The sequence below is a fragment of the Halomarina salina genome (assembly GCF_023074835.1).
Classification (GTDB): domain Archaea; phylum Halobacteriota; class Halobacteria; order Halobacteriales; family Haloarculaceae; genus Halomarina; species Halomarina salina.
In genome coordinates this window covers 2,610,035-2,636,506 of sequence record NZ_JALLGW010000001.1, presented here as the reverse complement: position 1 = coordinate 2,636,506, position 26,472 = coordinate 2,610,035, and the positions used below count along the sequence as shown (strand labels likewise).

The window sequence follows — 26,472 nt, the reverse complement described above, 5'->3', positions numbered from 1 at the left end:
GATACTATGTCGTTCGCTAGCAGCCGCGTCGGTCGGCCGTGGTTCTCCCCCCAGCGCCGCGTCGTCAGCGACGGCCACGGCGACCGTGACGACGACGCCGTCGGCTGGGGGAGAACCACGTCAGTCGGCCGCGGCCGGGGACGCCGTCTGTTCGGCCGCTTCGCTCAGCGCACGCTTCGTGTAGACGCGCAGCAGTTGCTCGCGGAACGTCGCCGACGCCTGCAGGTCGGACATGAACATGTCCGTGTCGAGGCCGTCCGTCGCGCGCTCCGCGGCCGCCTCGATGGCGTCGTCGTCCAGCGTCTCGCCCGTCAGCGCGTCCTCGACGCCCTCCAGACGGACGCCGTGGTCCATCACGCCGTTCGCGCCGACGCGAATCGACTGGACCGAGTCGCCGTCCGTCTCGACGAGCGCCGCGACGCCCGTCATCGCGTACCCCGAGGACGGCGACGCCTTCTTCGCGTACGTGCCGACGGCGTCGCCCGCCGACGGTACCTCGATGCGCGTCAGCAGTTCGTCGGGGCCGAGCGCCGTCGCGTACATCCCGAAGAAGTAGTCGTCGACGGGTATCTCGCGCTCGCCGTCCGGTCCCTCGGCGACGAGCGTCACGTCGGACACCAGCGCGGGTGCTGGCAGGTCCGAGGCCGGGTCCGCGTGCGCGAGGTTCCCGCCGACGGTCCCCATGTTCCGGACCTGCGTGTCGCCGACCTGCTCCACCGCGGCGACCAGCGCCGGCGCGTGGGTCCGTGCGTCCTCGGACTCGATGAAGTCGTCGTACGGCGTCATCGCGCCGATGGAGAGCGTGTCGCCCTCCACGCTCACGCCGTGCATCGAGTCGATGCTCCCGATGTCGATGAGCACGTCCGGACTCGACAGCCCGCTCTTCATCGCCGGGAGCAGGCTGTGGCCCCCGGCGAGCAGTTCCGTCTCCTCGCCGGAGTGCTCGTCCATGAGGTCCAGCGCCTCGCTCACGCTCTCTGCCTTGTAGTAGTCGAACTGGTCCGGGAACATCAGCGGTCACCTCCGTCGTCCGCGGCGTCGTCGGCCGGGTCGGACTCCTCCGTTGGAGCGCCGCCGTCGGCGGCCGTGTTGTCCTGGACGGCCTGCCAGACGTTCTCGGCGCTCATCGGCATCTCGACGCCGTCCACGCCGAACGGTTCCAGCGCGTCCGCGACGGCGTTGACGATGGCCTGCGGCGCGGCGATGGTGCCCGCCTCGCCGACGCCCTTCACGCCCAGCGGGTTGTGCGGGCTCGGCGTCACCGTCGACTCTGTCTCCATCTCGGGGACGTGCTCGGCCTTCGGGACCGCGTAGTCCTGCATCGACCCCGTCATGAGCGTCCCGTTGTCGTCGTACTCGGCGCCCTCGTACATCGCCTGGCCGACGCCCTGCGCGACGCCGCCGTGGATCTGTCCTTCGACGATCTTGGGGTTGATCTGGTTGCCGACGTCGTCGACGGCGGCGTACTTCTCGAATGTTATCTCGCCGGACTCGGGGTCCACCTCGACGATGGCGACGTGCGTCCCGAACGGGAACACGAAGTTGTCCGGGTCGTAGAACGAGGTCGCCTCGAGACCCGGTTCCATCCCCTCGGGGATGTCGTGGGCGAGGTACGCCTGCTGGGCGACCGCCTGGATGCCGATGGAGCGGTCGGGCGCACCGGCGACCTGGAACTCACCGGCCTCGAACTCGATGTCGTCGGGGTCGGCTTCGAGCTGGTGGGCGGCTATCTCCTTCGCCTTGTCGACGAGCTTCCGGGCGCTCATCACGAGCGAGGAGCCGCCGACCGCGGCGGAGCGCGAGCCGTACGTCCCCATCCCGTGGGGTATCTCGTCGGTGTCGCCCTCGACGACCTCCACGTCGTCGTAGTCGACGCCGAGTTCGTTGGCGACGATCTGAGCGTACGTCGTCTCGTGGCCCTGCCCGTGGCCGGACGTGCCACAGTGGGCCGTCACCGTCCCGGACGGGTGGAAGCGCACGAGGCTGGACTCCCAGAGCCCCGCCTGCGCGCCGAGTTGCCCGGCGAGTTCCGAGGGTGCCAGTCCGCAGGCCTCGATGTAACAGGAGAAGCCGATACCGAGGTACTTGCCCTCCTCGCGGGCCTCCTCCTGACGCTGGCGGAAGTTCTCGTAGTCCACCAGTTCCAGCGCCTTGTCCATCGGTTTCTCGTAGTCGCCGCTGTCGTAGACGACCGCGACCTGCGTCTCGTACGGGAACTTGTCGTTCGGGACGAAGTTGTGACGGCGGAACTCCGCCTGGTCCATCCCCATCTCCTTCGCGCCGAGGTACATCAGGCGCTCGACGAGGAACGACGCCTCGGGGCGACCCGCCCCGCGGTAGGCGTCGACCGGCGGGACGTTCGTGTACGCGCCGGTGACGTGGCCGTAGATGGCCGGGATGTCGTACTGGCCCGACAGGAGCGTCCCGTACAGGTACGTCGGGACGGCCGGGGCGAACGTCGAGAGGTACGCGCCGAGGTTCGCCTTCGTGTCGACGCGCAGCCCGGTGATGCGACCCGTGTCGTCCATCGCGAGTTCCGCGGTGGTCTCGTGGCCACGACCCGGAGCGTCCGTGAGGTACGTCTCCGAGCGCGTCGCGGTCCACTTGACGGGCCGCTGGAGCAGCTTCGAGCACCACGCGACGAGCGCCTCGTCGGCGTAGTGGTGGATCTTGCTCCCGAACCCGCCGCCCACTTCGGGTGCCTTGATGCGGAGCTTGTGCTCGGGCTGGCCGATGACGCCCGACATGAGCAGGCGGTGGAGGTGCGGGTTCTGCGACGTCATGAACACCTCCAGCTCGTCGGTTCCGGAGTTGTACCGGGCGACGGCCGCTCGCGGCTCCATCGCGTTGGCGATGAGTAGCTGGTTCTCGATGTCGGTGCTCACGGTGTGGGCCGCCGAGTCGAACGCGTCGGCGGTCTTCTCCTCGTCGCCGATCTCCCAGTCGAACGCGACGTTGCCCTCCGCGTCGTCGTGGAGCTGTGGCGCGCCGTCTTCCAGCGCCTCGCCGGGCGAGGTGACGGCGTCCTGGCGCTCGTAGCTGACGTCGATGCCGTCGAGCGCGTCCTGCGCCTGGTACCGGTTCTCGGCGATTACGACGGCGATGGCGTCGCCCTGGTAGCGCGCGTGGTCGTCCACGAGGATGGGGTGGGAGACGTTGTTGAGGCTCGGGAGGAGCCAGCCGACCGGGAGTTCGAACGACCCACCGCCCGGCGTGTCGTCGCTCCACAGGTCGTCGTGCGTGTAGACGCCGACGACGCCCGGCATCTCCTCGGCCTCGCTCGTGTCGACGCTCTCGATGCGCGCGTTGCCGTACTGGCTGCGCTTGACGGCCATGTGGGCCGTGTTGTTGAACTGCAGGTCGTCGGTGTACTCGCCCGTGCCGGTGACGAGCGCCGGGTCCTCGCGGCGTTCGATGGCCGACCCGAGGATGTCCGCCGCGCTCACCTCGTCCGGGTCGAGGGACTCGATGCTCATTCTCCGTCCTCCTCGGTGGCGTCGACGTCACACGGAGCGTCTTCGACCGTGCCGCCGTCGGTACGCGGCTCGCCGTCCGTGCGCGTGCCGCCGTCGGTGACGGCCCCGCTACTCATGGACTCCGCGGCGTTCTCGACGGCGTTGACGATGTTCTGGTAGCCGGTGCAGCGACAGAGGTTGCCTTCGAGCCCCTCCCGAATCTCCTCGCGACTCGGGTCCGGGTTGGACTCGAGGAAGTCCGTCGCGGTCATCATCATCCCCGGCGTGCAGTAGCCACACTGGAGGCCGTGTTCCTCCTGGAAGCCGGTCTGGATGGGATGGAACTCGCCGCCCTCGGCGAGTCCTTCGACGGTGTCGACCTCCGTGCCGTCGGCCTGTACGGCGAGCATCGTGCAGGACTTCACCGCGTCACCGTCGACGTGGACGGTACACGCGCCGCAGGTGCTCGACTCGCAGCCGACGTTGGTCCCCGTATAGCCGAGTTGGTCTCGAATCGCGTGGACCAGCAGGGTCCGCGATTCGACTGTCAGGTCGTGGTCTGTCCCGTTCACCGTCAGCGAGATGTCGTGGTCTGTCATTTCGTATCAGTCCTTCGAGCGGCCGAGGACCCGGTCGATGAGCCCTCGGTCGTCGTCTTCGTCGGCCGGTTCCGCCGCCTCCTCCACGTCCGCCATCGTCAGCTCTCGCAGGCGCTCCTGCACCGACGAGAAGAACCGCTTGACGACGCGGTTCGCCACCGGGTTGATGACGCGCTGGCCCATCCCGGCGACCTTGCCGAACACGTCGGCGTCCGTCTCCCAGTGGACCGCCACGCCGTCGTCCGTCGGTTCGAGGTCCATCCCGGAGGACATCTCGAAGGAGCTGTCCCCGGAACTCCCCTCGCCCGACGCACGCATTCGCGGCTGGTCGCGCTCGTCGATGGTCACCACCGTCTCGAACGTCGGGTTCACCGGCCCGACGCTGATCTGCATGAGCACGGCGTACTGTTCGCCCTCCCTGAACGCTCGCTCCGCGATGACCTCCGGGTCACCGCTCAGTTCGGCGTCCTGTTCGTCGGCTCGTTCCTGGAGGGCGTCGAAGTCAACGTCGTCACCCTCGACGTGCAGGAGGAACTCGCACCCCGGTAGCGAGTCGGCGATGAGCACCGGGTCCGAGAGCGCGAGCCACACCTCGTCGACAGTCGTGTCCTCCAGTTCGAACGTCCCACTGAACTCCATCTACGTCACTCCGTTCTTGCCGTGGCACATGCTAAGTACTCTCGTGCTATTATCTAACCATGTTAGCAAAAAGGTTCGCATCATGCGGTTTTCTGATGCGAGGTGACCAGGGCGGGGTCCGACTGGGGCCAGACAGTTTCGAACTGGCAACTGTCACGCCTCGTCTGTCTCTCCTCACGCCTCGTCTGTCTCTCCCTGTTCACTCGACCTGGACCGGAGGGTTGCGCCCCTCGGGCCTCGCCGTGCCGTTTCGCGCCTCGTCGAGCCACTCCGGCGGTTCGACGCTGGTCTCGCCGATGTCGGTGAAGCGCGCGGTGTACACCCCACGGACCGCGGTGTCGGTGTCAGCGAGGGTGCCGTCGTGCTCGATGCGGTAGTCGACGAGTCGCCCCTCGTCGGTCATCGTGACGTTCACTCGTGCTTCCGTCACGTCGACCGGCCACCCTGCCACGTACAGGTCACCTGGTGTGGCGTCGATTCGGAGGCGGATGCGGCCGTCCTCGCTGACCGTCGATGCCGACTCCGCGTTGGTGTAGTACGGCCGGAGTGTGGCGGCCGGTGACACAGTACCACCGAGCCACTGCTGTCCACCGAAGTACGTCGTCCCGTTCTCACCGGTCCGTTCCTCGTAGAACTGCTCGCCAGTCGCCCAGCTCTCTATCGTCAGGACGTTCGCCGCGTACGAAGGTGGGGTCCCATCCAGCGAGAGTCGCGTCCTCGCCCGCTCGTGGTCCGCCGAGACGCGAGACACTGTGGTCAGGTTGCCAAGCCGCGTCCCGTTCGTCGCGGTGACGGTCTGCCGACCACGGACAGTGTAGCTCGTGTTCGCTACCGCTCTATCGTGCGTGTCGACGAGCGCGAACGAGTCGGTGATACCGTCCGCGTCGAGACCGGCCGGCGGGTCGGCCATCGGGTCGTCGGTCGGAACGTTCGCGGGCGTCGACGACGCGGGGGCGTTCGCATCACCGTCGAAGACGCCGCCACAGCCGGCGAGGAGGACGAGGGCCGTCAGCACGACGGCGAGGTGGGGAGGGCGCATACGGGGCGTCGAACTGTCGGCGTATTAGCAGTTCCGGGGGCGACGAGGAGATGTAGCCCGATTCAGAACGTGACGCCGCTGGCGAGGAGGCCCGCGTCGAGCAACAGGAGCAGGGCGACGACGCTCCCCGCGTAGAGGAACGGCTTCCCGTCGCGTGCGGGCGTCCGCACCTTCTCCTCCGCCAGGCCGTCGCGCATCCGGGCGCTCCCGGCCTCGACGAGGCCCGCCAGGAGGAACCAGAGGACGACCATCGCGAGCACCTGGTAGCCGCGCTGCGTCCCCGTGAGCGACTCGACGGTGTAGGCGTTCGCGGCCATGTGCCCGCCCGAGAGGAACAGGAGCAGTGCACTCGCACGGCTCACCGTCGAGAGCCGCGACACGACGAAGGCGAACGGGTCGGGGCGAATCTCTCCCCGGAGCCCCAGCGGGAGGATACCGACGGTGACGAACAGGACGGTGCCCGACCAGAGGCCGGCGAACAGGAGGTGCGTCGCGTACGCGACGGCGTCGACCAGAGCCATAGCGGAGGAGACGGCGGCACCGCAAAGAACGGTTCGGAAGTCGACCGGTCCGTCGCCGTGTCCGTCTCACCGGGCGACTCTGCCTCCCGAGGGACCGGTCTCAGTCCGCGAGAGGCGTCCGCCCCGCGTTCCAGTCGGCCGCGAACGAGACGAACCCGTCGAGGACGGCGAGACCGGTGTCGCCGGACTTCTCCGGGTGGAACTGCGTCCCGACGACGTTCCCGCGCTCGTTGGCCGCGATGGCGGCGAACCCGCCACCGTAGTCACAGGACGCGACGGTGTGCTCGCCCGCGTCCGTCCGGTAGGAGTGGACGAAGTACGCGTAGTCGCCCGTCTCCACGTCCGCGACGACGGGGTGGTCGCGTTCGACGGTCAGCGTGTTCCAGCCCATGTGTGGCACCTTCACGTCGCCCGCGACGCGCGTGACGTGACCCTCGACGAGGTCCAGTCCTTCGACGACGTCTCCCTCGGGGGCGTCCTCCGTCGAGTCGGTCATGAGCAACTGGAGGCCGACGCAGATGCCGAGGACGGGCGTGTCCTCGGCCACCTCCCGGAGTACGTCGTGGAACGGTCGAGAGTTGCGCATGCACTCCTCGAACGCGCCGACGCCGGGGAGGACGAGGGCGTCGGCGGTTCGTATCGCGTCGGGGTCGCTCGACTCGGTGACGGTCGCTCCCGCGCGTTCGAGGCCGCGCCGGAGACTGCGGAGGTTCCCGACGCCGTAGTCGATGACGGTGACGTCGACGTTCACGACGAGGCTAGCCGACGACCACGCAAGTAGCTTCAGGTCGTGGCAGTCGTCGCCGCCGTGGCGACGGGGGAGGCATCGCGGCCGGACGGCCGTACCGACGCGAGCCTGGAGCGGGGCCCGCGATTCGTGTGAGCACGCTTAAGCCGCGCCGTCCGTTGCCTTCCGGTATGGAACCACGGGACCGCTCGTCGTACTCGGTGTACCAGGCCGGGCGGGGCATCGAGGAGGTGGCCCGCGAACTCGACCGGGACCCCGAGGAGTTCGTGGTGCTCTCCTCGAACGAGAACGCTCTCGGGCCGTCGCCAGCGGCCGTCGAGGCAATCCGCGACCACGCGGGCGGCGTCAACCGCTACCCGAAGTCCTCGCACGTCGACCTCACCGAGGCCATCGCAGAGGAGTGGGACTTCGCGCCGGAACAGGCGTGGCTGGCCCCCGGCGGCGACGGGGCACTCGACTTCCTCCACCGGGCGATGCTCGACCCCGGCGACGAGATTCTCGTCCCGCGACCGGGGTTCGCCTACTACGCGATGAGCGCGCGCTACCACCACGGCGACGTCTCGACGTACAGTCTGTCGAAGGCCGACGGCTTCGAGCAGACCGCCGACACCGTCCTCGCGTCCTACGACGGCGAGCGCGTCGTGTTCGTCATCAGCCCGCACAGCCCCGTCGGCACCGAGATGCCGATGGCCGAGGTGGAGCGACTGGCCGACGAGACGGCCGACGACACGCTCGTCGTCGTCGACGAGGCGTACGCCGAGTTCTCGACGAGCGAGAGCAAGCGGCGACTTCTCGACGAACGAGACGACGTCGCCGTCCTCCGCACGTTCTCGAAGGCGTACGGGCTGGCCGGTCTCCGACTCGGCTATCTCCTGACGCCGGAGTCGTGGGCCGACGTCTACGCCCGCGTCAACACGCCGTTCTCGGTCAACGAACTCGCCTGCCGGGCCGGACTCGCGGCGCTCTCCGACGACGAGTTCGTCACGGAGACGGTCGAGACCGCCCGCTGGGCGCGCGAGTACCTGCACGAGCATCTCGACGCGCCGACGTTCGAGAGCGGCGGGAACTTCGTCCTCGTGGACGTGGGCGAGGCCGCACCGCTCGACGCCGACGAGGGCGCGGGGAGCGCCGTCGCGGCTGCGACCCAGCGCCGCGGCCTCATCGTCCGGGACTGTTCGAGTTTCGGCCTCCCCGACTGCGTCCGCATCACGACGGGCACCCGCGAGGAGACGAAACGAGCCGTCGAGGTCGTCAACGGCGTTCTCGCGGAGGTGCCCGAGGCGTGAGGCTCGCCGTTACCGGGACGCCCGGCACCGGGAAGACGACGGCCACCGAGCACCTCGACGACCGTGCCAGCGAGCGAGCGCAGGACACGCGCGTCGTCCACCTGAACGACGTCATCCGGGAGGCGGGACTCCACGACGGCGAGGACCCCGACCGGGCCAGCCTCTACGCCGACTTCGAGGCGCTGGGAGAGTGGCTCGACGAGCACGCGGCGGGCACCGACGAGGACGTCGTCGTCGAGTCGCACCTCGCCCACCACTTCGACGCCCACCGGGTCGTCGTGTTGCGGTGCGCCCCCGAGACGCTCGAATCGCGGCTCCTGGAGCGCGGAGAGACGGAAGAGAAGGCGGAGGAGAACGCGGACGCCGAGGCCCTCGACGTGATTCTCGCCGAGGCGGTCGACCGCCACGGGACGGACGCGGTGTACGAGATAGACGCGACCGACCGCTCGCCCGAGGCGGTCGCCGACGAGATTCGTGCGGTACTCGACGGCGAACGAGAACCGAGCGCCGGGACGGTCGACTTTACGGGGTGGCTATGACGCTCGACCAGTTCCGGTCGGTCGCCGACCGGTTCCTGGAACCGTTCGTGGACGTCTCCGAGCAGGCCGGCCTGACCCCGAACGCGGTGAGCGTCGCGGCCATCGCGCTCGCCGCGGGCGCGGGCCTCGCGTTCGCGTTCGGGCAGGGTACGCCGATACTCTACCTCGTCGGGTCGGTACTCGTCTTCCTGAACGGGTGGCTCGACATCCTCGACGGCGCGCTGGCGCGTCGCCTGCAGGTCGCCTCGGCTGCCGGTGACCTGCTCGACCACGTCCTCGACCGCTACGCGGACATCTTCATCCTGGTCGGTCTCGCCGCGGGCGTCGACGAGTGGGCGCTCGGCCTCGCGGCCGTGACGGGCGTCGTGATGACGTCGTACCTCGGGACGCAGGCCCAGGCTGTCGGTCTCGACCGGGTGTACGGCGGCCTCGTCGGCCGCGCGGACCGACTCGTCATCGTCGGCGTGGTGGGCGTGGTGGCGTGGCTCTACACCGACTCGATAGCGGGTCTCACCGTCGTCGGGTGGACGCTGGTGTTCTTCGCCATCGTGGGTCACTTCACCGCGCTCCAGCGGTTCTACTACGCGATGCGGGCGTTCGAGTCGACGGACAGGCTGTAGGGGCGTCCTGGCCGCCGCGAGCGGCGAGGAGGGTGGTCACCGGCTGATTCGTCGTCGACGCTGGCTCCGTCGGACGATTTATCCGTGGGCGTGGCAAAGGACCTCGCATGCCGCAGTGTGAGATGTGCGGAGCGGAGACCTCGTCGCCGAAGACCGTGAAGATCGAAGGGGCCGAGATACAGGTGTGTGACGCCTGTGCTCAGTTCGGGACGGAGGTGAAGACCCAGTCGTCGTCCGGGTCGACCTCCAAGTACTCGACAGACTCCTCGTCGTCCTCCTCGTCTTCGTCGTCCTCGTCGTCGAGTTCCTCCTCGTCCTCACAGCAACGACGCCGCCGGGACATGTTCGACCAGATGGACGAGGTCGCACAGGACTACGACGACCGCATCCGCAACGCGCGGGAGGGATCGAACCTCACGCAGGAGGAGCTCGCCGGAGAACTCAACGAGAAGGCGAGTCTCATCCGCAAGCTCGAACGCGGCGACATCCTCCCGAGCGACGACGTGCGCAAGAAGCTCGAACGGAAACTCGGCATCTCGCTGACCGAGGGGTCGAGCAGCGACGACGACGAGTGGGAGGGTGGCTCCTCCTCCGGGTCGTACACGCTCGGCGACGTGGTCAAGCGGAAGGACTGAGCGCCCCGCTCCCGCCGCGTCGGGTCCGTGTCGAGCAGCGTTTTCGCCGAGTCGTTCCGGGACGGAGTGAGTAGTTATTTGCCAGCCGCGAGTGCCCCTCCTGTATGTTCGTTCTCGTCAACCTGAAGGCGTACCCCTGTGACGCCGTCGCCGTCGCCGAGGCAGCAGCGACCGTCGCCGACGACACCGGCGCGCGCATCGCCGTCGCCCCGCAGGCCGCCCACATCGAACCCGTCGCGGAGACGGGCGTCGAGACGTGGGCACAGCACGTCTCGTCCTCTGGCCACGGCAGTCACACCGGGAGCACGCTCGCCCCCGCCGTCGCGGACGCGGGCGCGACCGGCGCGCTCCTCAACCACTCCGAGCGCCGACTCAAACTGGCGGACATCGACGGGTCGCTTCGCGCGGCCGAGGACACCGGCCTCGATACCATCGTCTGTGCGAACAACCCGCGGCAGGTGGCTGCCGCCGCGACGCTCGGTCCGGACATGGTCGCCGTCGAACCGCCGGAACTCATCGGCTCCGGGACGCCGGTCAGTCGCGCGGACCCCGACATCGTCCGCGACGCCGTCGCCGCCGCCGACGAGGTCAACCCCCCGGTCCCGGTGCTCTGCGGGGCCGGTATCACGTCGGGCGACGACGTCGAGGCGGCGGCGGACCTCGGGAGCGAAGGGGTCCTCCTCGCCAGCGGCGTCGCCAAGGCAGACGACCCCGAGGAAGTGCTCAGAGACCTCGTCTCCGGCATCTGAGCGGTCGGGAGCGGGTTCCGTCCAGCGCCGTGTTCCTAGACAGCTCGGCGAAACTAATACGAATCGAAGAAAGACTTATTTCTGTGAAGGAATATGGTCGAGTCAGAGAGTATCATGGGACTACTTGACGACATCGAAAACGACCTCGACGGTGGAGGTGAGGAGCGGACCCGCTACGAGTACGAGTGCGACGCGTGCGGAGCGACGTGGCGAACGACGGTCTCACCGTCTATCGCCCGCTGTACGGAGTGTAGCAACGACGACGTCACTGTTCTCTCCGAGTAGTACAACGACGGTCGACCGCGCCGCAGGGCCGCCGACCGATAGGGGTTCCTCCAGCGTCTGCAACCGCATCGAGTCCGGGTCGGACGACTCTTCACCAACACCTGTGTCACAGTGCCCCGCATCGAGATGGTCGACCAGCGTGGACCGACCGGTCAGCGGAGCAGTCCCGCCTCGATGGCCTCGACGACGTCCTCGGCCACTCCCTCGTCGAGATGGTCGCCGCTGGCGGCGGCGACGAACGTCGGGAGCGCGTAGGCGTAGCGCCCACGTCCCGCGTGTCGAATCAGTCCGGCCTCCCGCAGCGCGCTGTTCTTGCTGTACGCGAGCGTCCGTTCGCTCTCACCGTCACCGCCCGTCGCGACGTGCGCGTCGACAGGAGTGCAGGGACCGCGGTCGCGGTACTCGACGAGCATCTCCCGCGTCGGTTCGTCGAGGTCCGAGAGAACTGCTCTGGCGCGGGCGACGACCGGTCGCTCGCCGTCCGCTTCTGCGCCGTGTCGACCGTCACCGTCCCGTCGTTCGTCGTCCGCTCGCGCGGCACTCGCACCGTGTTCGCCGCCGTCGCTCCCGCCCGCGTCGCTCGACTTCGCCCCGTCCGCTGTCGTCGAGTCGTCTCGTGCGGCCGCGGGCGAAGCGTCGGGCCACGGCGTCGTGGCCGCTCCCGCGGACGTCGAACCGCTCGCGTCCCGTTCGCCGGACGTGGACGTGGAGCGCATCCCTGCGTCGGCCCAGTCGTCCGACGCAGTCGGCGCGGACGCGGTGGTACCGGACGTTCCGTTCGTGGCGGCGGTGTCGTCGCCACCGGACGACGTCTCGGGAACCGCTCCGGCACCTGTCAGGCTCGCCATCGCCGCCTCGATACGTTCGTCGGTGGCAGCCTCGTCGTCGGTGTTCTCGGTCCCGTTCGTCGCCGCGGTCGACGCCTCCGCTTCCCGCTCGGCGTCCGTCGCTTCGGCCGACGCCGTCGCGTCGTCGCTCCCTCCGACCATCGACGGGTCGTCGGCGTCGGGCGCTGGCCACGGCGTCGTCTCGACCGCCGGGTCGTGGGACTCCTCCAGCGTCGCCTGTTCGGTCCCTTCGGCGTCGTCCTCGTGCTCACGGTCGCGTCGCAGTTGCATCCGCGAGCGACCGGGGTGGTCGAACAGCGCGGCGGCGAACTGGTCGGCCATCTGCGAGAGGTCGCGGGCGTCCTCCAGGTCGCGTTCGAGCATCTCGATGCGGTTCTCCTTCTCGCGCACCTCGGCTTCGAGTTCGGCGATGCGGTCCTCGCGGGCGTTCTGCTCCTCGGTGATGGTCTGGAGTTCGCCGACCAGGTCGTCGCTGACGCTCTTCAGGTCGGGGCGCTGGAAGTCGTCGAGACCGGGCGTCGCGCCCGCGTCGAACGTCTTCTTGCGCTGGAACTGCACCCGCCGCACCTCCTCCTCCCAGTCGGTGACGAGGAACGCCTCGCCGTCGTTCAGTCCCTCGACGGCTTCGGCGTACTCGCTCCCCAGCACGCGCTTGACGACCTTCGTGTCGTTACGCCACGTCAGGCGGTGCCAGCAGAGCCAGTCGCACTGCGTGATGAAGTCCTTCTTCACGTCGGCCGGCCGCTGGCTGATGCCCATGATACCGAGGCCGTGTTTCCGACCGCGCTTGCCGACCTTGATGAGCATCCGACCGCACTCGCCCATCCCGCCGCCCTCGGGAATCCACTCGTGGACCTCTTCGACGACGAGGAGGAACGGCTTCTTCAGCTTCTTCTCTTTCGCGAACAGCTGTTTCGCGACCTCCGTCAGCAGGTCGGCGGCTTCCCGTTCGTCGAGGAACGAGGAGACGTCGAGGATGATGGGGACGTTCTCGACGAGCGCGAGGTCGGCTATCTTCTCGGCGTGTTCGGCGCTCACCTGGATGTCGCACTCCTCGTCGTCGCCCACGTGGAGGATCTCGTACTTCTCCTTCAGCCCGTAGTACTCGCCGTCGATGTCGACGATGAGGACCGGGAACCCCCGGTCGAGCAGTTTCTCGATGACGACGCTCGCGGTGTTCGACTTCCCCGACCCGGACTTCCCGGTGACGAACCCGCGACCGGTCAGCACTTCGACGGAGGGCAGTGATACGTCGGTGCCGGCGGTGCCGACGCCGCCGACACCGTCGCTCACCTCCGCCACCGTGATGGTCTCGGTCTCTCCCATGTTCGCGCGTACGTGCGAACTGTCATAACTCATCGTCAGACGCACGGCGGACGGCGGCGGGTCGACCGCCGTCCGGCGACCCGATACCACCCGGTTCGACGCCGTTCACCGACGAGCACCGCTAATAAACGCGTAGACTGTTGAACCCGCGAACGTAAGCCGCACTACCACTCCTCTCGGGTAGGGCACGAAGGTACAGTCCGTGTTCACCGGCACTCCACTGGTGGGGAGCGGAGGCGGGAGACCGGTACGACCCCGGCGTGCCCACGGGATGCTGTGCCTCTGACACGCAGCCCCCGTTTTCTGTCGGCGACGGACCACGACCCACTCGGCCGAGAGTCTCGACACCGCTCGTCGTATCACCACCGGCTGTCGCCTGTTCTCTGAGCGTCGCTACGGCGAGTCGAACCGAACGCTCCCGACGAGACCGTTGAGGGCGCGCCGGAGTCGCTGGGAGACGGCCTGCTCCGTGACGCCGAACTGTTCCGAGAGGTCGGCGAGCGTCGACTGCCGTGGCACCTCGAAGTAGCCGCGTTCGTACGCGACGTTGAGCGTCTCCCACTGCGTGGGCGTGAGGACGTCCTTCGCCGTCGGGACGTGCGGGTTGTAGATGCCACCGACGTCGAACCTGACGTCGGACGCCCGGCAGCGGTCGGCGAACTCCCGCAGACGGTCGTGACTCGGGAACCGGATGCGGAGCTCCCACCGACCCTGCTCACCGACGCCGTCGAGGATGACGCCGTCCGTCGCTTCGAGCGACTCGACCACGACTCCCAGGTCGCCGGCCCACTCCATCGCGTACAGGTGGCGGCCGTCGACAGACGCCAGTCGCTCGGTGGATTCGACCGTCGACTCCTCGGCGAGGGCTCGCTCGATGTTCCCGACGGAGCCGTCGGATATCCAGAAGAAGGGGAGGACGTCGTCGCTGATGGGCGCCATCCGCTCGGGTTTGATACGCGCATCCTCGTCCTCGAGGAGCACGTCACCGAGCGGTAACGCGTCGCCCGGCAGCGTCAGGTCCACCACGGTCACCATGCAGACTCTACGATACCGGACGTGTGACAGACACATAGTACCACCCCCTGAACTGAGTGATATCTGTCGGGAGTGGCCCCAAGCACTGCTTTATCGCTGAAGGGAGGGGAGACCTATCGTTTCGAAGTACTGTTGTCGATGGGGGACTGTGTCGCCTACCGACCGGCCGGAGAACAGCTAAGTCGCCATGTGCCACTCGTTACCCATGGACTGGGAGAGCTTCGACCCCGTAGCGGACCGCGACGAGTTCACGTGGGACGACGTCTACGCCGAGGCCGACTGGGACGCCCCGAGCCGACTCAACGTCGGGCACGAGGTGTGTGACCGCCACGCGGCGGCCGACCCGGACCGGACCGCCCTGGAGTGGGCTGGGGACGAGGGTGACCGTGAGACGGTGACGTTCGGCCACCTGCGGGACCGCTCGAACCGGGTGGCGAACGTCGTCGCCGACCACGTCGACCGGGGCGATCGCGTGTTCTCGTACATGCCCCGCATCCCCCAGCACTACGCGGCGATGGTCGGGACGCTGAAGGCGGGTGCCGTCTGGGGCAGCGTCAACGAGCGGTTCGGTCCCGACGGCATCGCCTACCGTCTCGCGGACTGCGACGCGCGACTCGTGTTCACGACGAGCGACAACCTCGACACGGTCGAACGGGCGCTCGACGACGTCCCGAGCGTCGAGACGGTGGTCGTCGTCGAGCAGGGCGGCGACCCCGGTGGCCGCGACGACGGCCACCTCGACTTCCACGAGGCGACCGCCGCGGCCGACGACGAGTTCGACGTCGTCGAGACGAGCGGCGAGGACGACGCCCTGCTGTACTACACCTCGGGGACGACGGGGCAGGCGAAGGGCGTCCTCCACAGACACCGCTGGGTCGCGGGCGTCGCCCTGACGCAGAAACTGTCCGTCGACCTCACCCCGGACGACCTCTACTGGTCGACCGCGGACCTCGGGTGGCTCACCGGCCCCATCAACACGCTCGGCGCGTGGTACTGGGGCACCTCGCTGTTCACTACCGACGGCGAGTTCGACCCGGAGGCGTGGGCCGACCTGCTCGACGAGTTCCCCGTCAGCGTCCTGTTCTCCGTCCCGACGGCCTACCGGATGCTCCGGGAGAACGAGGCGGTGCTGGACGGGGTCGACCACGACGTTCGACACGCGCTCTCCATCGGCGAACCGCTCTCGGCGGGGGTCGTCGAGTGGGGTCGAGACGCGCTCGGCGTCACCATCCTCGACACGTACGGCCAGACCGAGACGGGCAACATGATTATCAACAACTACCCCGAGATGGCGATTCGCCCCGGGTCGATGGGGAAACCCCTCCCCGGCGTCGAGGCGGCCGTCGTCGACCCGGACAGCGGCGAGGTGCTACCACCGGGCGAGACGGGCGTCATCGCCGAACGCGGCGACTTCCCGTGTTTCTTCGCGGAGTACTGGGAGCAACCCGAGAAGACCGCCGACTGCTTCGTCGACGGTCCGGACGGCGAGTGGTACCTCTCCGGTGACCTCGGCCACCTCGACGAGGACGGCTACTTCTGGTTCGAGGGGCGGGCCGACGACGTCATCATCTCCTCGGGCTATCGCATCGGTCCGTTCGAGGTCGAGTCCTCGCTCGGCGAACACCCCGCCGTCGCGGAGGCGGCCGTCGTCCCGAAGTCCGACCGCGAACGCGGCAACATCGTCAAGGCGTTCGTCGTCCTGTCTGCGGGTCACGACCCGAGCGACGACCTGGTCGAGGATATCCAGCAACACGTGCGGAACGAACTCGCCGCACACGAGTACCCCCGCGAGGTCGAGTTCGTCGACGAGTTACCCAAGACCGTGACCGGGAAGATTCGCCGGACGGAACTGCGGGACCGCGTGGAGTAGGTCGGGGTAGCGTACGGTCGGGAACGTTGCCCTCCGCGTGTCGACTCAGGCCGGACGGACGACCCACTCGCCGTCGGTCTGCTCGACGAGTCGGCCGCCCGCTTCGAGGCGGACGATGTAGCCCGTCGGCGTCCGCTCGGTGCTGGCGGGGGCGTCGACGTTGACGAGGTGCCCGATGAACTGCGCGCTCGGCGGCTTCTGGGCCGCGCCGCAGTCGTACACCGTCAGCAGGTCGCCGTCGTCGCGGGCGGTGTAGACGACGAGGTGCGCGTGTCGCGCGAGGCGGTAGCTCTCCTCGTCCGCCTCGACGCGCTGCAGATGGTTCACGACGTGCAGTTGCGTCCGGACGGGCTTAACCGAGGGGGTCGCCCTCGTCGAGTCGGTCCGGCGGACCGCTGTTCGGCGCGAACCGAGCGGTCGGTGAGCTTCGGACGGGTCTCTCTTGCCTCCCGGTCGCAGTCGTTCCCCGCACACCGACTGGACGTTCGCGGGGAAGGGGAACAGAGGTTCGTGAACGCTGTCGTCAGTCGCCTCCCAGCGGCCCGGTGTCGGCGTGTTCGACACACGCAGTCAGTTCGGCAGCGAGCATGTCTGCCCGGTATCGGAACTCGGTCGCGTCGTCGCCGGTCACGACGCCCGCTCCGGAGAGGTCGTCGATGAGGGAAGCAAGGTTCGTGTTCAGTTCGTCGATCGTCTCGATCGTCTCGTTGGTGCCAACCACATCCGTCCCTGACTCGGTGACAGCGTACCACTTCTCCGTACACATGTACCACCCGGCCGCCCCACTAGCTACGTACGTAGTTCACGAGGAACGGACGAACAGGGCGACGTGACACTGTCTACACTTCACCGTCACCGCCGTCGGCGCACGTCGCCGGGACCACGGTAGCGGTCCAGAGTTCGCCTTAGACAAGTGGCTTAGGTGTTCCTGAAGAACGAACTCGACAGGAATCAGATGCGCGAACTCCGGAACATCGGCGGCTTACATCCCAGCGACTACACGCGGCGGCAGTGGTTCGTCCTCCTCTACGCCCTCGGGCTCGTCTCGACCGTCCTCGCCTTCACGCTGGCCTACTGGTGGGGGATGCGGACGCTCGAGAACGAACCCCGAACGATCTACCGCTCGTTGAACGCCGTCGTCGCGACGATGACCACGACCGGGTACGGAGCCGACGCACCGTGGCAGACGCGGGCGATGAACCTGCTCATGGTGACGATGCAGTTCGGCGGCGTCGTCATCGGGTTCGTGACGCTGCGCGTGCTCATCATCCCGCTCTTCGAACGGGCGCCCCTCAAACTGGACGACCGGCTCTCGCTCAAGAACGACCACGTGGTCATCACGGAGTACCAGCGCGACACGGAGGAGCTGCTCGACGAACTCGAGCGACTCGACGTCGGGTACGTGCTGCTCGACCCGGACCAGACCGAGGCGAAACGGCTCTCCGACGAGGGCTACCAGGCCATCAACGGCGACGCCGAATCGCGCGCCGACCTCGACCGCGCGAGCATCGAGGACGCGTCGTTGCTCATCACCGACGCCGGAGACAGGACAGCGAGCATCGCGTTGACGGCACGCGAGGCCAACGAGGACCTGCGCGTCGTCAGCTTCATGCGTTCGACCCGGCGACGGTCGGCGCTCGAGCAAGCCGGGGTCGACCGAACCGTCGCACCGCACGCCCTCATCGGACGACGGCTCGCCGAGAAGGCGACCACTCCGGTATCCATCGACGCACCGGGGGGCGACAACGACGGGTTCGTCGTTCGGGAGATACTCGTCCGGAGAGGCAGCCCGTTACACGGCGCTCGCGTCGGGGATTCGCCGCTGGCGAACCATCCGTCGCTGACGCTCGTCGGCGGCTGGTTCGACGGGGAGTTACGACTGCCGGCGTCGCCCGACGACCGACTCGCGCCGAACACCGTCCTCCTCGTCGCCGGAGACGAGGGTGCGATCACCGACGTCATCAGCGAAACCTCGGGGGTACAGTCACCGCGTGCCACCCCACCGTCTCGTGTCGTCGTCGCTGGACTCGGCGACGGAGGCGCTGCTGCTACCGAGGTGCTTCGCGACCACGCGTCGGTGACGACGATCGACGAACGACAGGAGGCAGACCCGGACGTCGTCGGTGACGTCACCGAACCCGAGACGCTTCGTGCTGCCGAAATCGGCGACGCCTCTGCGCTCGTCGTCACCGTCGACGACGACTCGACCGGCCTGCTGACCGTCGCGCTGGCCCGGTCGCTCGCTCCCGACGTGGAGATTCTCGCACGCGTCGTCGATACGGAGAAGGCGTCCCCCGCGTTCAGAGCGGGAGCCGACTACGTGCTCTCGGTGCAGCGAATCTGTGCGCGACTCGTCGCGGCCGAGGTACACGGCGAGCGGGTGATGAACCCCGTCCGTCAGGTTCGTCTGGTGCGGAGCGATGCGGCCCCGTTCGAGGGGCGTCGACTGGCAGACGTCCGGCGTCGTACGGACCGGGACTGGACGGTGCTGGGACTCGTCCGCGACGGGTCGGTCTCCACCGCTGGAGAGGCGGTAATCGAAGCGGAAGACGAGCTACTGGTCGTCGGGAGCGACCAGGCGATGCAGCGTTTCGAGCGCACGGGACCGGGCTCTTGAGTCCGTCTGCGCGTACACTCTCGACGGCAGGGCTGGAGACGCGTCGCCGTACGATACACACGCGACACGAGTCGCTCGGTTGGGCGCGCCGAGACTCACCAGAACGGAAACCGGTGCCGCCCAGGTCGCTGGTGCTCCGCAGGCGGTCGTCGTCGAGTCGCCGACTTCTCGGCCTGTCGGACTGCTTCCGGCAGGTTATACGTTCCCGCCGCCTATGTCGACTGTAGATGACCGACACTCACGTCGAGTCCGCCAGGACGGAACCGACGCCACTCTCGTGGTGTCACGACGTCGTCCCGACGGTCTCTCGGTCGTTCGCGGTCACCGTCCGCCTGCTCGACGCCCCGATGGACGACTACATCTGCGTCGGCTACCTGCTCTGTCGCGTCCCCGACACCGTCGAGGACGCGCGTCACATTCCGAGCGACGAGAAGGTGCGACTCCTCCGGACGTACGACGCGGCGCTCGACCCGTCCGACCCGACGACCGTCGAGGCCTTCCTCGACGCCGTCGAACCGTGGATTCCGGCCGACGTGGACGACGACTGGACGGTCGTCCGCGAGACGAAGCGCGTCGTGAGCGCGTTCGACGCGTTCGACGCCGACGTGCGCGGCGCGATGCGGCCGCCGATTCGAGAACTCGTCTGCGGGATGGCGAGGTTCGTCGAGGAGAGCGCGCAGGGGGTCGGCCTCCGCATCGACACCCAGGAGGACCTCGACCGGTACTGCGACGTCGTCGCCGGCACCGTCGGGCACCTCGTGACGAACCTGGTCGCGTTCGACAGCGACCCGGAGACCGAGCGCTACCTGCGCGAGCGCGCCGAGGGGTTCGGCCGCCTGCTCCAGCTCGTCAACGTCGTCAAGGACGTCCACGCCGACTACCACGAGGAGGACAACGTCTACGTCCCGCGGGAGTGGTTGGCCGACGACGTGCCACAGGACCGACTGCTCGCCGACGAACACCGCGCCGGGACGCGTCGAGCGCTCCAGCGCGTCATCGGGCACGCCCGGTCGTTCCGGGTCGACGCCCACGAGTACCTCGAACGCTGCGCCCGAACCGCACAGCTCTCGCTCCCGCCGTTCGGACTCCCGTACCTGCTCGCACTGGCGACGCTGCGCGAACTCGAAGGCGACCTCGACGCCGTCCTCTCCGGGGCGACGGTGAAGGTCTCGCGCGAGGAGGTCCACGAACTGACGGCGGTGCTGACCGCAGCGCCGTTCGACCACACGCTGCTCGACGAACTGGAGCGGTCGGTCCAGAGGAACCGCAGACCCGAGTGAGTCGAGAACAGTGACGAACTGTGGTGGTCGTGGGTCTGCGCTCCGGGCGATTCAGTACATACGAATCTCCCAGCGCGCCGTCTGGACGACGAGGCCGAGGCCGAGGAGGCTGGCGATGGCGGTTCCGAAGGTCATCGGGTCGAGCCAGTCGACGTGGCCGCCGTTCTTGAACTTGTAGTACCTGTCGTCCTTCGTGATGACGTCGGCCCAGACGTTCTCGTGCGTGTCGTAGTGGACGACCGTCCGTTCCTCGACCGCTCGCTGGAAGTCCGCACGTTGTTGCTCGTTCAGGTCGTCGTAGGTCTCGACGTTCAGTTGTGCGTTCGCGACACCAGGCGGAGCCTCGTCGGTGACCTGCTGGAACGTGATGGAGTAGTCCTGGTCGGCGGTGATGAACCAGCCCAGCCCACCCGCCAGGAAGAGCGTGATGCCGACGAGGAACAGTACGAAGTAGAGAAACCTGCTCTGAGGGACCATACCTGACCTTGTTCGACGACCCCACTAAACCGTTACCATGGTGCGGTAGACGGTCTCACACGAAGTCGAACACCGTGGTCTGCCCGGGGGGTAGCCGACGGGTCGCCGGTGGGTCTCCCATTCCCGGTGGGTCGTCGGTGGTCCTCCCATTCGGCTCTGCGTCGTCGGTCGCCGGGTCGGTTCCGCCGTCCCGCACGAACCGGTCGAGCGAGGCGACGCCCTCGTCCCCGTTCGTGGCGTGTGGGTCGCTGGCGTCCTCGACCGACGGTTCCGTCTCCTCGCCCACCTCCTCCATCCCCTCCCAGCGGTCCAGTCCGGACTGCGTCCCCTCGCCGAACGAGAGGTTCGAGACGCGGACGCCGAGTTTGCGGACCGTCTCCCCCTCGAACTCCTCGGCGAGGTCGGCGACGACCGACTGGACGAGGTCGGCATCCGCGACCGGCCCCGACAGCGACCGCTCGCGGGTGCTGACGTCGAACGGAGGCCGGACGACTTTGATGCCGATGGTCTTGTACAGCGCGCCCCGCGCGTCGGCCCGCTCGACCACCTCCATCGCGAGGTCGGTCAGCCGTCCGCGGATGCGCTCGGGGTCGGCCGTCTGCTCGGTGAACGCGGACTCGCTGGAGAGGCTCTTGGGGCGGCCCACCGGTTCGACCACGCGGCGGTCGACGCCACGGGCGCGCTCGTGGAACTCGCGGCCGCGAGCACCGAACCGGTCGACCAGTTCCGTCCGGTCGGCGGCCGCGAGGTCACCGGCAGTCTCGATGCCCATCGAACGCAGTTCGCGCGCGGTGACCGGGCCTACGCCGTGGAGGTCGTCCACCGGCAACGGAGCCAGGAACTCCCGCACCTCGTCGGGTTCGACGACGACGAGTCCGTCCGGCTTGTCGTGGTCGCTCGCGATCTTCGCCGTCGACATGTTGGGCGCGACGCCGACGCTGGCGGGCACGCCGACCTCCTCGTGGATTCGCTCGCGGAGGCTCCGGGCGAACACGTCCACGCTGTGCCAGCCGACCCGTCCGGTGACGTCGAGGTACGCCTCGTCGATGCTCACCTCCCGGACCGTCTCGCTCACCTCGTGGAGGATGGCCTTCACCTCGGCGCTGACCGACTCGTAGTACTCCAGGTCCACGCTCCGGTAGTATCCGCGTGGGGTCTCTTCGTCGGTTGTTTCGGTCACAGACCCGACGTCTGCCTCGTTGTCGTCGTCGCCGGGCGACTCCTCGCACTCGGAGCCGTTGCACTCGGACCCGGACTCGACTCGTGGGAGCGCGTCGAGCGCCTGGGAGATGGGCTGGGCGCTCTCGACGCCGTGTTCGCGGGCTTCGTAGCTCGCCGTCGCCACAGCGCCGTGGCTCGCGCCGTCCTCGTAGCCCATGCCGACGACGACGGGCTTCCCTTCGAGTGCGGGTTCGCGTCGGCGCTCGCACGCCGCGTAGAAACAGTCCATATCGACGTGGAGGACGACCCGGTCGTCGTCGTGCGCGTCGGTCGCCCCACCGCCGTGCATGGTAGAGAGTACGCGTCCAGCGGTTAGTAGTTGTTCAGTTCGGAGTGAATGTGGTCCGTCGCAGCGAGGGGACCGGGAGGACGGCAGACGGTCGCGCGTCGCTAGCGCTTCGGCTCGACCCGTGCGGGGAGCAGTTCACGACGTGATGCTGGTCAGTTCGAGACACCGGCCGCGAGTTCGTTCCGGTCGCTCGTCGCATCGAGTTCGTCGACGGTGATGTCGTCGACGTCCCGGAGCGTCACCTCGTAGCCGTGGTAGTGGAGGACGATCTCGCCGTCACCGCGGAGCGGGAACAGTCGATCCAGCGCGTCCGGGTCGAGCGTGTCGTACAGCGGGGGGAGGTCGACCGGGTGGCAGCCTGCTTCAGTTGCGACCGCTTCGACGAGCGCGACGGAAGGGCGTAGGTCTGTCATCACCGGAATGCGGGGGTATCGCATAAAAAGAATACTGTCTAACTGGATAGTGGCGGTCCCCGAGACGTGGCTATACGAGGTGTTCGTGCCACGAGGATGCCGGTTCGGCTGAGGAGTGGTTTCCGTCGGCGACGCCGACGAGTCGTCTCGCCGAATCGTCGTGTGTGCTCACCCCGACCGGTCGTACGTCGGCGGCGTGTCGAGGTGCTCCTCGATGTATCCCCAGTCGTCGAAGTCGCCGTCGCCGCTCGACCCGTCCGAGTAGCCGTAGAAGTCGTTGTCCGCGTTGTAGTTCATCACCGACGGGTACTCGGCGACCGACCGCTCCCGAGAGTCGACGCCGGTGAACGTGTCCGACCCGATGCCCAGCGAGTGACCGAGTTCGTGCATCAGCGTGCTCCCCGTCTCGGCCCGCGGGTGGTCCTCGACGAGCATCACGCCCTCGGCTCCGAGGCCGATGGTCCGGTCGTCGTCCAGTTCGTCGACGACGACCGCGTAGTGGTAGCCCGCTCCGTAGTTGTCGAACCGGTCGTAGTAGAAGTCGCCCAGGTCGTTCCAGTCGCCGCGTCTACCGTTCCAGTACACAGGCGAGTCACCGCCGACCTGCTCGTCGACGACGAGGTGGAGGGCGATTCCCCGCTCGCCGCTCGGGTTCGACACCGGCGCGTCGGCGTAGCTCTCGACGATGCGGTGACGCTCCTCGTCCGAGATCGTCGCTCCGGCCTGGTAGTCGACCTCGACGTAGACGTCCTTCCGGAGCGGGTCGGCGTCCGGGAGCCGTTCTTCCTCGAGTACCTCCTCGCCGTCACCGAACCCGTCGCCGTCGGTGTCGGTGGCAGTGGGGTCGGTGCCGAGGTCGGCTTCTCGGCCGTCGGTCAGGCCGTCCTCGTCCGTATCGGCGACGGTGGGGTCGCTGCCGGCCGCCTGCTCCGCGCCGTCGTCGAGGCCGTCGTTGTCGGTGTCGGCCCTGGTCGGGTCGGTCGGTCCGTCGAGTTCGGCCGCGTCGTCCAGTCCGTCGCCGTCCGTGTCGGCCTCGGTGGGGTCGGTGTCGAGGTCCAGTTCCCGACCGTCGGCGATGGTGTCACCGTCCGTGTCGGATCGCGTCGGGTCGGTACCGAGGTCGGCTTCTCGGCCGTCAGGGATACCGTCGTCGTCCGAGTCGGCGTCGGCCGGGTCGGTCCCGGCATCTCGCTCCGCACCGTCGTCGAGCCCATCGTCGTCCGTGTCCGGGTCGGTCGGGTCGGTCGGTCCGTCGACTTCGGTCGCATCGTCGAGTCCGTCGCTGTCGGTGTCCACCGCCGTCGGGTCGGTGCGGAGGTCGGCCTCTCGACCGTCGGTCAGACCGTCACCGTCCGTGTCGGCGTTCGCGGGGTCGGTGTCGCCGTCACGTTCGACCGCGTCCTCCAGACCGTCGCCGTCCGTGTCGGCGTTCGTGGGGTCGGTCTTACCCTCGGCTTCGGTCGCGTCGTCGATACCGTCACCGTCGGTGTCCGTCACGGTCGGGTCCGTCCCGAGGTCGAGTTCCTCGCCGTCGAGCAGTCCGTCGGAGTCCGTGTCTGCCGCGTTGGGGTCGGTCGGTCCGCCGAGTTCGACCGTGTCGTTCAGTCCGTCCTGGTCGGAGTCCGCGCTGAACGGGTCGGTCCCCGCTTGCCACTCTGCTATCGGGCTCGTGTCGTCACCGTCGAGCGCCCCCGCGTTCGTGACTCCCGCCGTCGCGAGTCCGGTGAGTGCGAGCACTCCCAGCACGACGACGGCGAGCCGCCTGTCTTCCATGCCTAGTTATCGAATTCATGAATGTATTAGGCTGGGGAGTATCAGTGTAGCCTGTTACTCTGTGGCGGCGTGGGGTCGGCGTTCGAGACTCTCGAGTCACCGGGATCTGTTTACAGGACCTCCACTACGCGGTCAAACACCGCCACAGCGGGACAGCTTTCGACTCGTCACTGTTAGCGGTCTAACCATCCAATGGTATCGTCACCACCTCGCCGAGGGCCGGGGGATTTGAACCACGGTCGCTCACTGGCGTTCGTCACCGAAACCGGAGGGTTCGGTTGGATCACGAGAGCGAGGCTCTCGTGAACGGTCTCTGGTTCACATTCTCCGATGTGAGTCCTGCAGTCGCTCACGTCCGTTCGCGACAGCGAAGAATGGGGACGGAGGGATTTGAACCCCCGATCGACTGATATCTCCGGTGTGCGCCTCGGTACTCCAGAGGGTCGTCAACGCGAACCGATGATCAGTCGGCCGCTCGGTATATCAGTCTGGAGTCTCGTCACCGGGCGCGTGGCCTCTGGAGTCAGTCGCCATGCCTGGCTTGGCCACGTCCCCGCGTTCCCGACGAGGAGGAAGAGCCCTAAAGCGGTTTCGATTCGGGAGACGGGTGAATCCCGGCAACGCGCCCACGACAGGCGCTACCGGCCGAATCGCTGTTCGACTACTCGTCTCGGTCGGTCGTCGCCCAGTCGCACTCCTGGCACTTGTAGCCGGTGACGAACTCCGTCACCGACGGCATGTATCCCACCTCGACGACGTTCTCGCCGCACTCGGGGCAGTCCCGGTCGGCGTCAGAGATGTTCTCGGCGTCCATCACGGAGTCGCCTTCGATGAGTTCGGCCAGCGACTGGGGCGTGACCATCCGGCCCTGAACGACGCGGTTCTCCATAGAAGAGCAGCGGAGTGTCAGCGCCTTAAGCCCTGCAGTCTACAGCCACGGCGCGCGCTCGGAGTCCTCGGAGTCGTCCGTGTCGCCCGACTCCGACCCGCCGTCAGTCGCCGGATTCCCCGCGTTCGCACCGCGGGCCTCCGGGTCGGCCGTGCTCTCACGCTGCGGTCCCGCGACGGGCGCGTTCTTCGGGCTGGTGCCGTGGCGCGGCCCACCCTGGTGTGCGTGGGCGGGTCGCCGCGACTGGGACCCGTCGCCGCTGGCCGTCGCGTTCGACTCCGACGCGATGCCGAACGGGACGTCCTCGGAATCCGGGTCGAGCGACAGCAGACAGGTGACCCCCAGGACGGCCAGTGCCAGCGGGACGTCCGTCTCGATGACGTGGAGTAGCGTGAGCGGGAGGACGCCCAGTGCGACGGCACTGCCGAATCGGAAGCGGTCGATGTCGACCAGTCCGCGGAGCGTCGGCCCCGCGATGGCGACGAGGAGTGCGAATCCGACACCGACACCGGCGGCTGCCGCGGCCGCTGCCATGAGAGTCGGGTCGGGGTCGACGACGAGTTCGGCACCGCTCGGGTCGAGACTCGCGATGAGGCCGAGGCCGATGATGGCACCCGGTCGTGGGAGCCACTCGCCGACGGTCGAACTCGCCGTCTTCGCCGCGATGGCGAGGATGACGAGCGCGGCGAACCGGTTGAAGATGTCGATGGTGATGGCCGCCTCGATGGTCGGGGCGATGGCCGCCTCGACGGCGGCGAGGGGGACGACGAGCGCACCGACGGCGAGAGCGCTGACGACGCGCTCTCTGGTCGTCCCTTCCATCTCGGCGAGGACGACGGCGAGCGTCGCACTCCCCCCGAAGACGAGCAGTCCGACCTCGAAGACGCCGACGGGGTTGATGCCGCCGCTCGCCGTGGTGAGTGCACCGGCGAGGACGAGTGCGGCGAAGATACCGTCGACCAGCGGGAGGGCCATCACGGTGGCCAGCAGTCTGGTACCGCGACCGACCTGCTGCTCGAGTCGTAACGCGACCGGATGTCTGGAGGTACTCATTCAGGCGCTGGCGGCCTCACCAGTGGCCGAGTGGAGCACATCCTCGCGATACCGCGGCCGGAGTCGGGCCGTCGCGTCGTCGACGACCGCGCCGTCCGCCTGCGACTCGCCGGGAGTCGCGATGCCGACAGCGTTCCGAATCCGAGTCCACAGCGTGACGGATGTGCGCACGACCCCTGTAAACGGTTTGGTCTCTCCGGTGGCGAGAAGTTGCGTGCCGGGGCGACCTCCGACGGGACGTGCGGAGTCCATATCGCAATATTTGT

The 26,472-nt window shown here is 68.1% G+C and carries 28 protein-coding genes and 1 tRNA gene; 9 read left to right on the top strand and 20 right to left on the bottom strand.

The features are described from left to right. Positions 1–120: 120 nt before the first annotated feature. From MX571_RS13590 to hisH, 7 genes are all read right to left on the bottom strand, one after another. Positions 121–1,011, bottom strand: a complete 891-nt coding sequence (locus MX571_RS13590; RefSeq protein WP_247417642.1) for an FAD binding domain-containing protein — start codon at positions 1,009–1,011, stop codon at positions 121–123. Next, positions 1,011–3,476 carry a xanthine dehydrogenase family protein molybdopterin-binding subunit gene (locus MX571_RS13585; protein ID WP_247417639.1) on the bottom strand — a complete coding sequence of 822 codons (2,466 nt, stop codon included), beginning with the start codon at positions 3,474–3,476 and terminating at the stop codon, positions 1,011–1,013. Before MX571_RS13585 ends, MX571_RS13590 begins: the two co-directional genes overlap by 1 nt. Then, a complete protein-coding gene (locus MX571_RS13580) occupies positions 3,473–4,054 on the bottom strand; it encodes a (2Fe-2S)-binding protein (protein WP_247417634.1) in 582 nt (193 codons plus the stop codon). Before MX571_RS13580 ends, MX571_RS13585 begins: the two co-directional genes overlap by 4 nt. 6 nt (positions 4,055–4,060) lie before the next feature. Beyond that, positions 4,061–4,693 (bottom strand): SRPBCC family protein, encoded by a 633-nt coding sequence (locus tag MX571_RS13575; RefSeq protein ID WP_247417631.1) that lies wholly within the window; start codon positions 4,691–4,693, stop codon positions 4,061–4,063. 199 nt (positions 4,694–4,892) lie between these two features. Continuing rightward, entirely contained in the window at positions 4,893–5,732 is an 840-nt protein-coding gene (locus MX571_RS13570) for a DUF7537 family lipoprotein (RefSeq protein ID WP_247417628.1), read from the bottom strand. 62 nt (positions 5,733–5,794) lie between these two features. Then, on the bottom strand, positions 5,795–6,253 hold the full coding sequence (locus MX571_RS13565; protein ID WP_247417626.1) for a transporter: 459 nt from the start codon (positions 6,251–6,253) through the stop codon (positions 5,795–5,797). 100 nt (positions 6,254–6,353) lie between these two features. Then, positions 6,354–7,004: an imidazole glycerol phosphate synthase subunit HisH gene (gene hisH, locus MX571_RS13560; protein WP_247417624.1), complete on the bottom strand. Its 651-nt coding sequence runs from the start codon at positions 7,002–7,004 to the stop codon at positions 6,354–6,356. A 167-nt stretch (positions 7,005–7,171) separates the two neighbouring features. On the opposite strand from hisH, the gene hisC reads away from it, so the two are divergent. The 3 genes from hisC to MX571_RS13545 are packed head-to-tail and all read left to right on the top strand — an operon-like array spanning position 7,172 to position 9,446. Continuing rightward, positions 7,172–8,287: a histidinol-phosphate transaminase gene (gene hisC / locus MX571_RS13555; RefSeq protein ID WP_247417621.1), complete on the top strand. Its 1,116-nt coding sequence runs from the start codon at positions 7,172–7,174 to the stop codon at positions 8,285–8,287. Further along, entirely contained in the window at positions 8,284–8,826 is a 543-nt protein-coding gene (locus MX571_RS13550; protein ID WP_247417618.1) for an adenylate kinase family protein, read from the top strand. Before hisC ends, MX571_RS13550 begins: the two co-directional genes overlap by 4 nt. Beyond that, positions 8,823–9,446 carry a CDP-alcohol phosphatidyltransferase family protein gene (locus MX571_RS13545; protein ID WP_247417615.1) on the top strand — a complete coding sequence of 208 codons (624 nt, stop codon included), beginning with the start codon at positions 8,823–8,825 and terminating at the stop codon, positions 9,444–9,446. The genes MX571_RS13550 and MX571_RS13545 overlap by 4 nt, the downstream gene beginning before the upstream one ends. On the opposite strand, the gene MX571_RS22970 is transcribed toward MX571_RS13545, so the two are convergent. Continuing rightward, positions 9,385–9,609, bottom strand: coding sequence for a hypothetical protein (locus tag MX571_RS22970; RefSeq protein ID WP_465261048.1), 225 nt, complete (start codon positions 9,607–9,609; stop codon positions 9,385–9,387). The two genes, MX571_RS13545 and MX571_RS22970, sit on opposite strands and share 62 nt — an antisense overlap. On the opposite strand from MX571_RS22970, the gene MX571_RS13540 reads away from it, so the two are divergent. The 3 genes from MX571_RS13540 to MX571_RS13530 all read left to right on the top strand — a co-directional run bounded on the left by MX571_RS13540 (position 9,554) and on the right by MX571_RS13530 (position 11,115). Next, positions 9,554–10,081 carry a multiprotein bridging factor aMBF1 gene (locus MX571_RS13540; RefSeq protein ID WP_247417612.1) on the top strand — a complete coding sequence of 176 codons (528 nt, stop codon included), beginning with the start codon at positions 9,554–9,556 and terminating at the stop codon, positions 10,079–10,081. The genes MX571_RS22970 and MX571_RS13540 overlap by 56 nt on opposite strands. Before the next feature lie 104 nt (positions 10,082–10,185). Further along, positions 10,186–10,830 (top strand): triose-phosphate isomerase, encoded by a 645-nt coding sequence (gene tpiA / locus MX571_RS13535; RefSeq protein ID WP_247417609.1) that lies wholly within the window; start codon positions 10,186–10,188, stop codon positions 10,828–10,830. Between the two features lie 93 nt (positions 10,831–10,923). Continuing rightward, the gene (locus MX571_RS13530) at positions 10,924–11,115 is read left to right on the top strand and encodes a hypothetical protein (RefSeq protein WP_247417607.1); all 192 of its coding nucleotides are present in this window, start codon (positions 10,924–10,926) and stop codon (positions 11,113–11,115) included. A 152-nt stretch (positions 11,116–11,267) separates the two neighbouring features. Here the strand turns inward: MX571_RS13530 and MX571_RS13525 are convergent, their stop codons facing one another. Together MX571_RS13525 and MX571_RS13520 are read right to left on the bottom strand one after the other, a co-directional pair. Next, entirely contained in the window at positions 11,268–13,289 is a 2,022-nt protein-coding gene (locus tag MX571_RS13525; protein ID WP_247417604.1) for a helicase HerA domain-containing protein, read from the bottom strand. A 393-nt stretch (positions 13,290–13,682) separates the two neighbouring features. Continuing rightward, positions 13,683–14,324 carry a helix-turn-helix domain-containing protein gene (locus tag MX571_RS13520; RefSeq protein ID WP_247417601.1) on the bottom strand — a complete coding sequence of 214 codons (642 nt, stop codon included), beginning with the start codon at positions 14,322–14,324 and terminating at the stop codon, positions 13,683–13,685. A 205-nt stretch (positions 14,325–14,529) separates the two neighbouring features. Here MX571_RS13520 and MX571_RS13515 point away from each other — a divergent pair, with 205 nt between their 5' ends. Next, entirely contained in the window at positions 14,530–16,194 is a 1,665-nt protein-coding gene (locus MX571_RS13515) for an acetate--CoA ligase (protein WP_247417600.1), read from the top strand. 45 nt (positions 16,195–16,239) lie between these two features. Here the strand turns inward: MX571_RS13515 and MX571_RS13510 are convergent, their stop codons facing one another. After that, a complete protein-coding gene (locus tag MX571_RS13510; RefSeq protein ID WP_247417598.1) occupies positions 16,240–16,521 on the bottom strand; it encodes a hypothetical protein in 282 nt (93 codons plus the stop codon). 196 nt (positions 16,522–16,717) lie between these two features. After that, on the bottom strand, positions 16,718–16,960 hold the full coding sequence (locus MX571_RS13505; RefSeq protein ID WP_247417595.1) for a hypothetical protein: 243 nt from the start codon (positions 16,958–16,960) through the stop codon (positions 16,718–16,720). A 189-nt stretch (positions 16,961–17,149) separates the two neighbouring features. Between MX571_RS13505 and MX571_RS13500 the strand changes: the two genes are divergently transcribed. Both MX571_RS13500 and MX571_RS13495 read left to right on the top strand, forming a co-directional pair. Beyond that, on the top strand, positions 17,150–18,811 hold the full coding sequence (locus MX571_RS13500; protein ID WP_282594652.1) for a potassium channel family protein: 1,662 nt from the start codon (positions 17,150–17,152) through the stop codon (positions 18,809–18,811). Positions 18,812–19,038: 227 nt separating this feature from the next. Beyond that, positions 19,039–20,091, top strand: coding sequence for a phytoene/squalene synthase family protein (locus MX571_RS13495; RefSeq protein WP_247417588.1), 1,053 nt, complete (start codon positions 19,039–19,041; stop codon positions 20,089–20,091). Positions 20,092–20,142: 51 nt separating this feature from the next. On the opposite strand, the gene MX571_RS13490 is transcribed toward MX571_RS13495, so the two are convergent. The 8 genes from MX571_RS13490 to MX571_RS13445 form a co-directional block, all read right to left on the bottom strand. Further along, positions 20,143–20,568 (bottom strand): hypothetical protein, encoded by a 426-nt coding sequence (locus MX571_RS13490; protein WP_247417586.1) that lies wholly within the window; start codon positions 20,566–20,568, stop codon positions 20,143–20,145. A gap of 55 nt (positions 20,569–20,623) precedes the next feature. Next, a complete protein-coding gene (locus tag MX571_RS13485; RefSeq protein WP_247417584.1) occupies positions 20,624–22,078 on the bottom strand; it encodes a DNA polymerase Y family protein in 1,455 nt (484 codons plus the stop codon). 152 nt (positions 22,079–22,230) lie between these two features. Further along, positions 22,231–22,491, bottom strand: a complete 261-nt coding sequence (locus tag MX571_RS13480; RefSeq protein WP_247417580.1) for a HalOD1 output domain-containing protein — start codon at positions 22,489–22,491, stop codon at positions 22,231–22,233. A gap of 168 nt (positions 22,492–22,659) precedes the next feature. Continuing rightward, positions 22,660–24,264 carry a zinc metalloprotease gene (locus tag MX571_RS22715; RefSeq protein WP_368409024.1) on the bottom strand — a complete coding sequence of 535 codons (1,605 nt, stop codon included), beginning with the start codon at positions 24,262–24,264 and terminating at the stop codon, positions 22,660–22,662. 375 nt (positions 24,265–24,639) lie between these two features. Then, positions 24,640–24,819, bottom strand: a tRNA-Trp gene (locus tag MX571_RS13460). Positions 24,820–24,925: 106 nt separating this feature from the next. Next, on the bottom strand, positions 24,926–25,153 hold the full coding sequence (locus tag MX571_RS13455) for a DUF5795 family protein (protein WP_247417578.1): 228 nt from the start codon (positions 25,151–25,153) through the stop codon (positions 24,926–24,928). 39 nt (positions 25,154–25,192) lie between these two features. After that, positions 25,193–26,206 (bottom strand): DUF5794 domain-containing protein, encoded by a 1,014-nt coding sequence (locus tag MX571_RS13450; protein WP_247417575.1) that lies wholly within the window; start codon positions 26,204–26,206, stop codon positions 25,193–25,195. Continuing rightward, positions 26,207–26,458: a hypothetical protein gene (locus tag MX571_RS13445; protein ID WP_247417572.1), complete on the bottom strand. Its 252-nt coding sequence runs from the start codon at positions 26,456–26,458 to the stop codon at positions 26,207–26,209. It abuts the gene before it with no gap. Positions 26,459–26,472 lie beyond the last annotated feature (14 nt).